Source organism: Flavobacterium sp. CFBP9031, from assembly GCF_034044945.1.
Lineage (GTDB): Bacteria > Bacteroidota > Bacteroidia > Flavobacteriales > Flavobacteriaceae > Flavobacterium.
Map to the genome: position 1 here is coordinate 409,221 of NZ_JAXCWF010000002.1, position 13,545 is coordinate 422,765.

The window sequence follows — 13,545 nt, forward strand, 5'->3', positions numbered from 1 at the left end:
TTGATTTGTTTCAATGACCTTTTTTTATGGAGTAAATTTAGTTTTTTACCAGTTTAAAAGTTTTGCTTCGATTTTCGATTTGAACTTTGCATACATAAATACCTTTTGAAAGATTTCCAACGTTTAATTCTAATTTTTCATCTGGAGAAACATTTTTAGAATGAGAATATACTTTTGATCCATTTGAAGAAAATAAATCTACTTCCGCTAAACCATTGTCCGAACTTGAAAAATCAATATTCAAAAGACGATTGATAACCGATGGGTAATATTTTAAATCCAGATTGTTTACATTATCATTTAAGCCCAAATTGTTGCAGCTCGTAGATACAGCGCCTTGAGCATTAACCTGAAGTGTTGCGCCAGCTCCACAAGAAGTGTTTGAAATAAATCCAGCAACATTTGCAATTGGCAAAACACTATAGGTGTAGGAAGGTTTTGATGCCGTAGTTCCTGAATTTGCAGACGCATTTAAGCAATCTGTAAAAGCAATTCCAATTGTTCCGCCATCTGTGCTCACATAGTTTTTAAAAGCCGTTCCGATTTTGGCAAAATCAGTTCCTTCTACATAACATGTTGTGTTGTTGCTTCCGCCGCCTAAACCAATTGCAAGTGAACCCGAAACGGATGTGTTGTAGTAACAGTTTAAAATATGAAGTTCGGCATTTCTTGCTCTTGGCATTCTTTCTTTACAGCCTTCAGCCCAATAACAGTTTTTAAAAGTAATGCTATAATGTCCGTCAGAAGGAGCGTCGGTTTTAGAAGAACCAACTAAATCAGAAAAACGGTGATCATCTGCTCCGCCAGAGCCTCCAGCTTTCGGTGCTTTCAAATAAATAAATTTACACCAAGAAACCGTTATATTATCCGCTGCGCCTTTATTATCAAAATTTCCATCCATTCCGTCTTGAAATTCGCAATGATCTACCCAAAGATTAGTAGCTTCTGAGGTAAGATTGTCACGTCCGTCCACATCATACGCACCAGGGCCTTCAAAAATTAGATTTCTAATAATAATATTATTGGAGCCAGGTTTTAAACTTAAAATTCCAGAACCCGTAGCAGTTTGATCCAGATTGACTAATCTAGCACCAGGAAGACCGATAATGGTTTTGTCATTCACAAGCAGACTAGTGTAGGTACAATTTATAATTCCAGAAACTAAAATAACCTGCGGAGTAGTCAGTTTTAATTTTGCTGTTAAGTCGGTTAAAGTTGTCACAGTTACAGGAGTTGCATTTCCGCCTCCAGTTGCTGAAGCTCCAAATCCTTCTGGTGCGCTCATAAAATAGTTTTGTGCAAACAGAAAGGAGCAAGGCAAAAGTAATGCCAATGCAATAAGTTTTGTTTTCATTTAAGTGTGGTTTTTTGTGGTTTAATAGTCAATGTAATCGATTGCACAAATGTAAAAGAATAAAAATAATTTCAAATTAATTTTTCAAATATTTATGTTTTAAAGTTTTGATTTATAGATTTATAAATGTTGTTTTTACACTATTTAATTGTGACACGATCTGGAGATATTTTTTAGAAAACAGTAAAGGTTTTAAAGTAAAAGGAGAAAATTCATGCTAAATACATATATTTGATGTACCAGTTTAAAACGTACCAATGGAAAAATTTAAAGATCAATCTACGCTTCATCTTTTCGAGAAGGGTTTAATTACACAAAACCAGTTGGAAGAAGTGAAAACCTATCGAAGCCTACATATCTTTTCATTAAATGCAGAATTAAAGCTATTCCTTTATTTATCAGTATTGTTATTTACTTCCGGAATTGGAATTTTGATTTATGAAAATATTGATACTATAGGACACATCGCTATTCTATCGTTGCTTTTAATTGTGATTGCAGTCTGCTTTTTTTATTGTTTCAAGCATTCTAAAGGTTTTCAGAAAGCAGAAACAACTTTTGAGCATCCTGTTTTAGAATATCTGGTTTTGGCGGGCAATATCTTGACTTGTATTTTTATCGGATATCTTCAGTTTCAATATAAACCTTTTGGAGAACATTACGGATTAGCGACTTTAGTGCCAACTGTTGTAAGTTTCTTTTGTGCTTACTATTTTGACAATAGAAGTGTTTTAACGATTGCAATTACGGGTCTGGCCGCTTATGTGGGACTTTCGGTTACGCCACAAGAAATATTTAACGACAGTAATAATTTGTATGCAAGCCAAAGTTTAAGCTATTCAGCAGTAATGTTGGGAGTTTTACTGATTTTATGGACGATCTACAGTAGTCGAATTTCGCTTAAAACCCATTTTGGTTTAGTTTTTCTCACTTTTGCATTGCACATTGTAAGTATCGCCGCAATTAGTAACTTAACAGGTTATGATACCTTAATATGGGTAATATTTGCTTTCGTTTTAGCTGGTTCAACCTATTATTTTTATAAAGCGAGCTACCAATATAAAGCAATGTCGCTATATGTATTTATGATTGTTTATGCTTATATCGGTGGAAATATTGTTTTGTTTAGAATTTTTGAAAATGTTGATTTCTCTGATATTTGGGAATTATTAGTTTTCTTACTGCCAGCTTATTTTGTTGGTTCGATTGTAATGTTCATTAAATTGATTAAAAAATTTCATAAAGAGATAGCAGAATGATAGTATACAGCAAACAATTATTAGATAATGAAATTTTGGTCGATGAAGCAGATTCTTTGTACAAAGGAGGTTTTATTAGTAAAGAACAGAAGAAATTTATAGAAAAAGAACTGCCCGTTTTAAAAAGTCAGAGTAATATTCTGGTTAGAATAGGCTTCTTTTTGCTTGGTTGCTTATTGTATGGTTCAATTTGTGGAGCAATTTCTTTATTTGGATTAAGCGCAGAAAATGTGTTTTTTCAAATCTGCTGCTATATTTTTACTATAGTTGGATTTGCAGGAGTAGAATTGCTTGCAAATCAAAATTATCATAATCATGGCTTAGATGATGCTTTTATATTAAATGCGCTTTTATGTTTGGGCGTAGCAATAGCAATAACAACTGAAGGTCATGAAATAGTAATTGCTTTTTTTGTAGCAATGGGATCGCTTTTTATGTTTTTAAGGTATCTGCACGTATTGTCAATGCTTGTATTTTGCATTTCAGCAACCGCCTTTTTGTTTTTCGGAATGTTTAAATTTGGAGATATTGGAAAAGCTATTTTGCCATTTGTAGCAATGATTTTTGCAGGATTGTTTTATTTTTTGACCAAAAAGAGGATGAATCATCTAAGTAAAAGTTATTATTATAACGGATTATTACTAGCAAATAGTTTTTGCTTGGTTTTATTTTATCTTTCTTGTAATTATTTGGTTGTAAGAGAACTTTCTGCAGAACTTTTAGGAACAGAAGTAAAACCTGGAACAGATATTCCGTTTGCATTTTTCTTTTATGGTTTTACTTTTATGGTGCCGATTGTTTATTTGGTGCAAGCTTTAAAAACAAAAGACAGAATAATGCTTTGGTTGAGCTTTTTGGCAATTGCATTTTCAATCTATACCATTCGATTTTACCATTCGGTTTTACCAATTGAAGTAGCGCTTACGCTTGGCGGTGTAGTTTTATTTGCTATAGCTTATTTTTCAATTAGAAAATTAAAGGAAAAAGAAAGCGGTCTGACTTTTAAACCAGATAGAATAAACCATTCAGACAGTTTGTTAAATGCAGAAGCTTTAGTTGTAGCCTCAACTTTTGGAATGAAACCAGAAGTTAAGACAGCTTCTCCAATGGAATTTGGAGGAGGAGGTTTCAGCGGTGGAGGGTCAGACGGAAGTTTTTAAGTTTAATTATGAATTATGAGTTGAGCGCTAATTTGGATTGAAATTTAGAGTTGACATAAAAAATTAAAAGCCTGAAATTATACAAATAATTTCAGGCTTTTAATTTTGTTGTAGTCTAAGTTGACTCATAACTTAGATCTTACTCTTCAATGCTTCTGCATCAATATCGCTGTGCGAAACATCGTAAACTGCTTTTCCGTTTTTGATTAATATCAACTGTGGAGATTCATGATAAACTCCAAATTTGCTTGCAATTTCATTTGAGATATCTCTGTGTGCTATTAAGTCTAAAAAATAAGCGTCAACAACACCTTCAAGATCATATTCTCTTTCAAATTGTTTTAGAGCCATTCGGCTGATGCTGCATCTTGTGCTATGCTTAAAAATGACAACTGGTTTTTCATTTGAGATCGCTTCTATTTCCATTAATTGAAGCATATCTGTTAATTCAGTCCAGTTTACTTTACTTTTTGCTGCTTCTGAGTTCTCTGAACTTCCGAAGATTGAATTAAAAAAACTCATATTTGGTTTGTTTTATGACTTTTTGACGTGTTAAAAGCGTTAAAAACTGATTTTAACTGTCTTTTTGTCTGTTTTTTTACTGTGGAATATAATTTGTCTATTCGAATACAAAGTTAAATTATTTGAGCGAACTATTTACCTCAATAAATCGTAACTTTAATCCTATATATTTTAAACAGTTAAATCAATCAAGATCAAAAGATATGAATATAAATAAATTTACAATCAAATCACAGGAAGCCATTCAGTTGTCGCAGCAATTAGCGCAACGAAATGGACAGCAACAAATTGAAAATGAACACATTTTTAAAGCTATTTTTGAAGTTGACGAAAACGTAGCGCCATTTATTTTGAAAAAATTAAATGTAAATGTGCCGTTGTTTTTACAAATTTTAGATAGCACAATTCAAAGTTTTCCAAAAGTTTCTGGAGGAGATGTTATGCTTTCTAGAGACGCAAACAAAGCTTTGAATGAAGCAGAAATCATTGCACAAAAAATGAACGACGAATACGTTTCGATCGAGCATTTAATTTTAGCCATTTTTGACTCAAAAAGTAAAGTCTCTCAGATTTTAAAAGATCAAGGAGTTACAGGAAAAGGTCTGAAAGCTGCTATTGAGGAACTAAGAAAAGGCGAAAGAGTAACTTCGGCTTCGGCAGAAGAAACCTATAATTCGCTAAATAAATTTGCTAAAAACTTAAACGAATTAGCTAGAACAGGAAAATTAGATCCAGTTATTGGGCGTGATGAAGAAATTCGTCGTGTATTGCAGATTCTAACTCGTAGAACCAAAAACAACCCAATGCTTATTGGTGAACCTGGAGTTGGTAAAACCGCTATTGCAGAAGGATTAGCACATAGAATTGTGGACGGAGACGTTCCCGAAAACTTAAAAGATAAAATCGTTTTCTCTCTTGATATGGGAGCTTTGATTGCCGGAGCGAAGTATAAAGGAGAATTTGAAGAACGTTTAAAATCGGTTGTGAAAGAAGTTACAGCTGCAGACGGAGATATTGTTTTGTTTATTGATGAAATTCATACGCTTGTTGGAGCGGGTGGAGGTGAAGGCGCGATGGATGCGGCTAACATCTTGAAACCAGCTTTGGCTCGTGGAGAATTAAGAGCAATTGGTGCTACGACTTTGGATGAATATCAAAAATATTTCGAAAAGGACAAAGCACTTGAAAGACGTTTCCAAAAAGTTCTTATTGATGAACCAGATACAGAAAGTGCGGTTTCGATTCTTCGTGGAATTAAAGAAAAATATGAAACGCATCATAAAGTTCAAATTAAAGATGAGGCAATTATTGCAGCGGTTGAACTTTCACAACGTTACATTACCAATCGTTTCTTACCAGATAAAGCGATTGACTTAATGGACGAAGCGGCTTCTAAATTGCGTATGGAAATCAATTCAAAACCTGAAGAATTAGATGTTTTGGATCGTAAAATCATGCAGTTAGAAATTGAGATTGAAGCTATTAAACGTGAAAAAGAAGAAAGCAAGCTGAAAATTTTGGGTATGGAATTGGCCAACCTGAAAGAAGAACGAAACGAAATCTATGCGAAATGGAAACAGGAAAAAGATATCGTTGACGGAATTCAGGCTGTAAAACATGAAATAGAAGACTTTAAATACGAAGCAGAACGTGCAGAACGTGATGGTGATTACGGAAAAGTAGCTGAGATACGTTACGGAAAAATAAAAGAAGCGCAGGAACGTCAGGAAACTTTGCAAAAACAATTGCAGGAATTTCAATCTGGAAATTCTTTAATTAAAGAAGAAGTTACCAGAGAAGACATTGCAGAAGTTGTAGCAAAATGGACTGGAATTCCAGTAACCAAAATGCTTCAGACAGAAAGAGAAAAACTATTGCATTTAGAAGATGAACTGCACAAACGTGTAGTAGGTCAGGAAGAAGCGATAGAAGCCGTGAGTGATGCTGTTCGTCGAAGCCGTGCCGGTTTGCAGGATATGAAGAAACCTGTTGGATCATTCTTATTCTTAGGAACAACCGGAGTTGGTAAAACCGAATTGGCAAAAGCTTTGGCCGAATATCTTTTTGATGACGAAAATGCAATGACGCGTATTGATATGAGTGAGTATCAAGAACGTCACAGTGTGAGCCGTCTAGTTGGTGCACCTCCAGGATATGTAGGTTATGATGAAGGAGGTCAGTTAACAGAAGCTGTTCGTAGAAAACCATATTCTGTTGTGCTGTTAGATGAGATCGAAAAAGCACATCCAGATACGTTTAATATCTTATTACAGGTTTTAGACGAAGGTCGATTGACGGATAATAAAGGACGTTTGGCCGATTTTAGAAATACAATTATTATTATGACCTCAAATATGGGAAGTAATATTATTCAGGAGAAATTTGAAAATCTAAAAGGTGGAGTAGAAGCAGCAACAGAAGCGGCAAAAAACGAAGTTTTAGGATTATTGAAGCAAACTGTCCGTCCGGAGTTTATCAACCGTATTGACGAAATTGTAATGTTTACGCCCCTTACGGTAGAGAACATCTCAAGAATTGTAGGCCTGCAGTTAAAAAGCGTTACAAAAATGCTGGCATTGCAAGGTATTACAATGGATGCAACACCAGAAGCAATTGCTTATTTGGCAGACAAAGGTTATGATCCTCATTTTGGAGCAAGACCTGTAAAACGTGTCGTGCAGAGAGAAGTTTTAAATCAACTGTCAAAAGAAATTCTGGCAGGAAATATAACAACAGATAGCATCATTTTGTTAGATGCTTTCGATGGCCAATTGGTTTTTAGAAACCAGACCGCTAATTAATTTTTTTAATGTTAATCTTAAAAAAGCATCAGTTTTTTAACTGGTGCTTTTTTTTGCCTGAAATTTTGAAACTTTTCATCTAATTCATATAACAATATATTTCTAAAAAAGGATGAATTTTAAATAAATAAAAATCAGCAAATTATTAATTAAAATTAGAAATTATGAACAATATATTTAGAGGATTATTGGCAGGTTACGGAGCTAAAAAGCTTGGTGGAGGATGTTTTGGAACAATTATCGTTTTTATTATTTTGTGGGTTCTTTTAGGACAATGTAACTAAAACCACAATACAGAAAATTACGAATAAAAACACAAATTTTGGTGTAAGATTATTGGGCAGATTAAGTCAAAATGTCTAGATTCGCATCACTAAAAATAAAAATAAATTTAAAAATGGCTTCAGGTTTTTTTGTTCTATTAGATGATATCGCAGCAATTATGGATGATGTTGCAGTAATGAGTAAAGTTGCTGCAAAAAAAACAGCTGGAATTCTAGGAGATGATTTGGCAGTAAATGCCGAAAAAGCTTCTGGATTTGCGTCTTCAAGAGAATTACCGGTTTTATGGGCAATAAGTAAAGGCTCTTTATTGAATAAAATTATTATTCTTCCAATTGCATTTTTACTAAGTGCTTTTTTGCCAATTGCAATTATAATAATTTTGGTACTTGGAGGATTGTTTTTAGCTTACGAAGGAGCCGAAAAAATTTACGAATTTGTCTTTCCTCACAAGCACGATGAATCAGAAGGAATTACCAATGAGGATTTAACAGAAGAACAAATTCTAGTAATTGAAAAAGGAAAAATAAAATCAGCAATCATTACCGATTTTATATTATCTGTAGAAATAGTAATTATAGCATTGGGAACTGTAATAGAAGAACCGCTGACACAGCAGATAATTGTAACTTCGATAATCGCATTAGTTGCGACAATAGGAGTGTACGGAATTGTAGCGCTTATTGTTCGTATGGACGAAGCAGGTTATAAGCTTATAAAATATAGCAAAAGCGAAAAAAGTCCATCACGATTTATTGGAAATTTATTAGTAAAAGCGTTACCGCTTGTTATAAAAGGTCTAACTGTAATTGGTACAATTGCATTGCTTTTAGTGGCAGGAGGAATATTTGTGCATTATATTCCATTTTTTCATCATCTGTCAGAAGAAATTAAAATCCCTTCTATCATTAAAGAATTTACAGTGGGATTAACTCTAGGGTTTGTTGTTTTAGTTTTTGTAAATCTATTCAAAAAGATTTTTAAGAAGAAAACAGCTTAATAAAAATCAAGAACATACATTAAAGGAAACATCAGTTAGCACTGGTGTTTTTTTTATTTTTAGGGGCAGATCAAATCATTTCTGAAGAATATTTTGTCCGCCCGATAGCAATCGGGACTATCTTTTCTGCAACTACTAGCAGGAAAAATGATATCGCTTTGATTGTGCATAACTATCCTAGGGATTTTTATTTTCATAAGAAATAACGTTTTTTTTTTTAATCTTTTTTAGATGAATAATTTTTTGATTTACAATGTTTTAATGTTTTGTTGAGAATTTTTAACATTTTATCAAAGCAACCAAAGCAACCTTGTCACGTCTTCATAGTAATTAACAATTAATTATTATTTTATATGAAAAGTTCTAGATTAAAATCAGTTTTAGTAGTATTATTTTTATCAATTGGATTTGTTTCATGCAGTAGCGATGATGATAACAACACACCAGCTCCAACAACAAAAGCAGCTTTGGTAACCGAAATTAAAGGGCCGGCAACAGGGAAAGTAAACGATGAATTAAGCTACGATGTAACGTATGTAGTAGATAACGCTTGTGCTGAATTTGATAAGATCTCGGAAGTAACTATCGGATCTGAAAAAGGTCTTCAAGTAATTGCAAAATACCCATCAGAAGTTTGCACGCAACAAGTTCCAGATTCTAAGAAAACAGTTTACAAATTTTCATCTAAAGTAAAAGGAACTTTCGAAATCAAATTTAAAAAATCAGAAACAGAATTCCTTACTCAAAAAGTAGTGATTGAATAACAACAAGCTTAGTTGAATTTTTTTAGGTTGAAAGCCATTTTGCAAAGATTTAGTTTTTTGTAAATGGCTTTTTTTTTTAATGCAGTATTAGACGTAGTATTATGTTGTAATTTATTATTTTATAATCTTAAAAACTGGCATATTTATGATGATTTTAATTTCATGTTACCCTTGATTGCTTCATTTTGCCATTCCTTTAAAAAGTATTATTTTTGCACTCTAAATTTTATGTCATGGCGAAAAGAAAGTATAAAATATCGGTTATTCAGTTAAATCTGAATGATGTTGCCGAAAACAATCTTAAAAAATGTATCAGCTGGGTAAGAGATGCTGCAAGTCAAGGTGCTGAGGTAATCTTACTTCCTGAATTATATAGCAGTCATTATTTCTGCCAAAGCGAAGATGTAGATAATTTTGCATTAGCAGAGCCACTTTACAGTACTTCATTTATTGCATTCAGCGAATTGGCAAAAGAATTAGGAGTAGTAATTATTGTTCCTTTCTTTGAGAAAAGAATGGCAGGGATCTATCATAACAGTGCTTACATCATTGATACTGATGGAACAGAAGCTGGTTTGTATCGTAAAATGCATATTCCAGATGATCCTCATTTTTACGAAAAATTCTATTTCACTCCAGGTGATTTAGGTTTCCAAGCAATCGAAACTAAAAAAGGTACTGTTGGAACTTTAATTTGCTGGGATCAATGGTATCCAGAAGCAGCTCGTATTACAGCTCTTAAAGGTGCTGAGGTTTTATTTTACCCAACAGCAATTGGGTGGCATCCTAAAGAAAAAGAACAATACGGAGAAAACCAATATGGTGCTTGGATGAACGTTATGAAAGGACATGCAGTAGCAAATGGTGTTTTCGTGGCAGCAGCAAACCGAATTGGTTTAGAAAAATATCTTGAAGGAACAGAAGGAATTCAGTTCTGGGGAGCTTCTTTCATTGCAGGACCACAAGGAGAAATTTTAGCTCAAGCTTCTCATGATAAAGAAGAAATTTTAATTGCTGAAGTTGATTTGGACTTGCAAGAAAACGTTCGTCAAAACTGGCCGTTCTTCAGAGACAGAAGAATCGATGCTTTTGGAGATATTACAAAAAGAGCAATTGATAAATAATTAGATTTTTTTTAAATATATAAAAAGGGCAAAATATCATTTTGCCCTTTTTTTTGTGAGCATCGGAGAAGCGAAATATTAAAGAATGAGCTCCGGAGGAGCAAAACATTTATAGAATTTCACTACGACCCATAAAAAAGCTCCAGCGGAGCGACATGTACTAAATTGTAAAAAAATATGTTATAAAAAACTTTGTAAGGAGTTCTTCTAAAATAATGAAAAAGAGCTGTCTCAAAAAATGAAACAGCTCCTTTTCTTGTTTTTAGCTTTATATAAAGATTACTTCACTTGGAAAGTAACTCGTCTCACGATCTGACGTGCTTCTTTAGATTTTTTGTTAACAGAGGTATCTTCTCCGTTAGCAATTACATTTAATCTAGATGCATCGATTCCTGCATTTACGGCTACTTTTTTCACAGCTTCTGCTCGTTTTCTAGATAATTCGGTATTGTAGTTTGAATTTCCAATTTCATCAGCATAACCAATAATATCAGCCGATTTTCCTGGATTGTTTTTCAAGTATTTCACTAAGAAATCTACACCAGATAAAGAAGCGTTGGTTGGTTTAGAAGAGTTGAAATCGAAGTAAACATTTACATAACCACCATTGATTAATTCTTCAACCGTATTGTTTGTAGCTGTTCCAGCGCCTTTTTTCTCGTATGTTTTATCTAAATAGCTTTCTAACTCATCTGGCACACCATTTTGATTAGTATCAATAGATTGCCCTTTTGTATTAACAGCAACTCCTGCAATACTATTTGGTTCTAAATCATATAAATCAGCAACTCCATCTTTGTCTGAATCGATAAGACCAGTTTCGATTAAGTCCACTCTTTTTTCCAATTCACCAATTCTATCTTCTTCGCCAACCCAGTCAGCATGTTTCTGGTTTTTACCTAGATAGAAAGTTAAACCTACAGAAGCATTTAGTAAAACGCCGTCAAAAGAACCTGTGGTAGTGTTACCCATTCCGTCAAAATTCCAGTTTTGTCTTCCGTTCACAATTCCGGTAAGGTCACCCGTCAAAGCTACTCTGTCGCTTAATCTAATTTGTCCAGTTAAACCAGCAATTCCGTGAGCCATGTAATCCTGGCCTCCAAATCCAGTTTCGGTGCTAATTTGTGAAACCCCAAAACCACCATGAGCTAAAAGACCAATTGTGTTTGTCCAAGTTTCAAAATTTAAAGCACGTCCAACATTGATAACCCCTTGTAAACTTGCTCTAACATAGCGGCTTTCAAAATCTGGAGTGTCTTTTTTCTCTTTAAATTGGTCGTAACCAACGTCTAACTTTACCCCAAATTTTGGACTAAACATATATCTTACACCCAAATCTCCGTGAAAAAAGTTTGCAGATTCTGTTGTATAACCTGGAGTCATTGTTCTGGTTGGTTTATTAACACCGCCATTAAGTTCGATCGACCATTTGTTGTATTCTTGATCTACGTTTGGTTTTGTAGAAGTGGTAGCCATATTTTGAGCGCCTGCAGCAAATGATAGTAATAATAAGGATACTGATACTAATTTCTTTTTCATGATATCAAAAATTAAATTGTTTTTATTTAAACTCTGAAACAAAATTAGAAGTCGAATCTTAGAATGTGTTGTATATACCCTTACATAATTCCCATATTTTGGCATTTAATTGTGTAAATACGTTAAAATAAGTACAATAGAATGCATAAAAAAAGGACAAAATTCACATTTTGTCCTTTTGCTATCCTTAAAAAAGAGTTGTTATTTTAAATCTGGCTGGTAAATTTTAACAGATCCATCTCCTTCGCTGCTTACTACCAGTAAGCTTCTTTTTGTTGGACTTTTTGAAGCTGGAATAAAAAGAATTCCTTCTGGAGCATCTCCTGTTTTTACAGTTTGTAAATACTGTGGAGAAGTCGGATTAGTCGCATCGTAAACCATAAAAGCATCAGATCTTTCAAGTCCTACAAATAAAATATTTTGATTTCCCATTTTAGTTGCAACTACAGCTTCTGGTTCAGAACCCTTATCATCACTTCTTTTATCGTCGTATGTGCCTAATTCGTTTGTTTTTTTATCAACATCATTTTTGCTGTCAAAGACAATTTTTCCTGTATTTCCGTTCCAAATAGAGAAAGAACGAGCGCCAAAACTTACCATTTGGTCTAAATCGCCATCTCCGTCAGTATCTCCCATATCTGTAATAAGGTTTAATCTTCCTAAATTAACATCTAATTTTAGAGTAGCGGCATCAGGGAAAGCTGTTGCATCAAGTGACATGCTTTTCATACGCTTCACATCAGTGTAAGCTGTGTATTCTCTTGCATCACCTTCATTTGCAGTAACAAAATAAGGAATGTTATTTACTGTGAAATGGCTAATTGCATCTGGCATATAAAGCCCTTTTACTTTCCAAGGGTTAAAAGCAATTTTACTGTCGCTATCGCTTACATCAATTGCATTTTCGGCAGTATTATAATCTTTTAATCCTAATGGATAAATAGATGTAATGGTTTTAGAAGTTAAATCAACTTTTGCAACACCATTATTTTCTTGTAAAGTTACCCAAGCAGTTTTAGAATCATCAGAAATTGTAATGTATTCTGGCTCGATATCCTGCGCAAAACTTTTAGCAAATTTTGAAACTCTAAAACCATCTTTTTTCAAAGCTTCTGCTTGAGTTGCAAATGAAGCGAAATCTAAAGTTGTCACGTTATGAGTGCTAGTTTCAATAATAGAAATAGTTCCGTTTGGATCCTGTGAATAATCTGTATTTGGCTCGCCTTCATTAGCAGTCATGATATATTTTCCATCTGGAGAAAAAGTAATCATATCTGGTAACGCACCAACAGTCACTTGTTTGATTAAGCTATAATCTGAAGTATTAAAAACAACTACTTTTCCATTTCCTTGTTTGTTTGCTGTAGATTCTAAAGCCACAGCAAGTTTTCCGTCAAAAACAGAAACACTGTTTGCAGCGCCTTCATAAGCAACTAAATCAATTTTTCCGACTTTAAGAGGTTTTGTTGGATCAGCGATATCGATAACGTCAATTTGGTTTACACCGCTGTTGTTTACAGTAAAAAGTCTTTTTGTTTTCTCGCAGTAAGCAGAGATTTCTGCAGCAGCTTCTCCGCCAATTGTAATAGAGCCAATTTCTTTAAAAGTTCCAGGGTTTTCGTTTACAACAACTTCTGGTTCGTTGTTCGAATTTTCATCATTGTTACAGCTTGCTAATATAAAAAGAACAGCTAATAATGAGATTGATAAATTTTTCATGTGTTAGTTTTTAGTTTTTGC

10 protein-coding genes are annotated in these 13,545 nt (G+C 33.7%); 6 read left to right on the forward strand and 4 right to left on the reverse strand.

The genetic code is table 11. The annotated features are described in order from the left end of the window. Positions 1-37 precede the first annotated feature (37 nt). Positions 38-1,354 (reverse strand): T9SS type A sorting domain-containing protein, encoded by a 1,317-nt coding sequence (locus tag SOM12_RS05320; protein WP_320492666.1) that lies wholly within the window; start codon positions 1,352-1,354, stop codon positions 38-40. Positions 1,355-1,611: 257 nt separating this feature from the next. Here SOM12_RS05320 and SOM12_RS05325 point away from each other — a divergent pair, with 257 nt between their 5' ends. Together SOM12_RS05325 and SOM12_RS05330 are read left to right on the forward strand one after the other, a co-directional pair. Further along, positions 1,612-2,613 carry a DUF2157 domain-containing protein gene (locus SOM12_RS05325; protein WP_320492667.1) on the forward strand — a complete coding sequence of 334 codons (1,002 nt, stop codon included), beginning with the start codon at positions 1,612-1,614 and terminating at the stop codon, positions 2,611-2,613. Continuing rightward, positions 2,610-3,773 carry a hypothetical protein gene (locus SOM12_RS05330; protein ID WP_320492668.1) on the forward strand — a complete coding sequence of 388 codons (1,164 nt, stop codon included), beginning with the start codon at positions 2,610-2,612 and terminating at the stop codon, positions 3,771-3,773. Before SOM12_RS05325 ends, SOM12_RS05330 begins: the two co-directional genes overlap by 4 nt. 132 nt (positions 3,774-3,905) lie before the next feature. Here the strand turns inward: SOM12_RS05330 and ytxJ are convergent, their stop codons facing one another. Then, positions 3,906-4,295: a bacillithiol system redox-active protein YtxJ gene (gene ytxJ / locus SOM12_RS05335; RefSeq protein ID WP_250835720.1), complete on the reverse strand. Its 390-nt coding sequence runs from the start codon at positions 4,293-4,295 to the stop codon at positions 3,906-3,908. Positions 4,296-4,498: 203 nt separating this feature from the next. On the opposite strand from ytxJ, the gene clpB reads away from it, so the two are divergent. From clpB to SOM12_RS05355, 4 genes are all read left to right on the forward strand, one after another. Next, entirely contained in the window at positions 4,499-7,096 is a 2,598-nt protein-coding gene (clpB, locus tag SOM12_RS05340; RefSeq protein ID WP_320492669.1) for an ATP-dependent chaperone ClpB, read from the forward strand. 397 nt (positions 7,097-7,493) lie between these two features. Next, complete coding sequence (locus SOM12_RS05345) at positions 7,494-8,378, forward strand: DUF808 domain-containing protein (protein ID WP_320492670.1); 885 nt, start codon at positions 7,494-7,496, stop codon at positions 8,376-8,378. A gap of 353 nt (positions 8,379-8,731) precedes the next feature. Continuing rightward, positions 8,732-9,142, forward strand: coding sequence for a hypothetical protein (locus SOM12_RS05350; protein ID WP_320492671.1), 411 nt, complete (start codon positions 8,732-8,734; stop codon positions 9,140-9,142). 233 nt (positions 9,143-9,375) lie between these two features. Beyond that, a complete protein-coding gene (locus tag SOM12_RS05355) occupies positions 9,376-10,266 on the forward strand; it encodes a carbon-nitrogen hydrolase (protein WP_095927649.1) in 891 nt (296 codons plus the stop codon). Between the two features lie 279 nt (positions 10,267-10,545). On the opposite strand, the gene SOM12_RS05360 is transcribed toward SOM12_RS05355, so the two are convergent. Further along, entirely contained in the window at positions 10,546-11,805 is a 1,260-nt protein-coding gene (locus tag SOM12_RS05360; RefSeq protein ID WP_320492672.1) for an OmpA family protein, read from the reverse strand. 201 nt (positions 11,806-12,006) lie between these two features. Beyond that, entirely contained in the window at positions 12,007-13,524 is a 1,518-nt protein-coding gene (locus SOM12_RS05365; RefSeq protein WP_320492673.1) for a choice-of-anchor I family protein, read from the reverse strand. Positions 13,525-13,545: the final 21 nt, after the last annotated feature.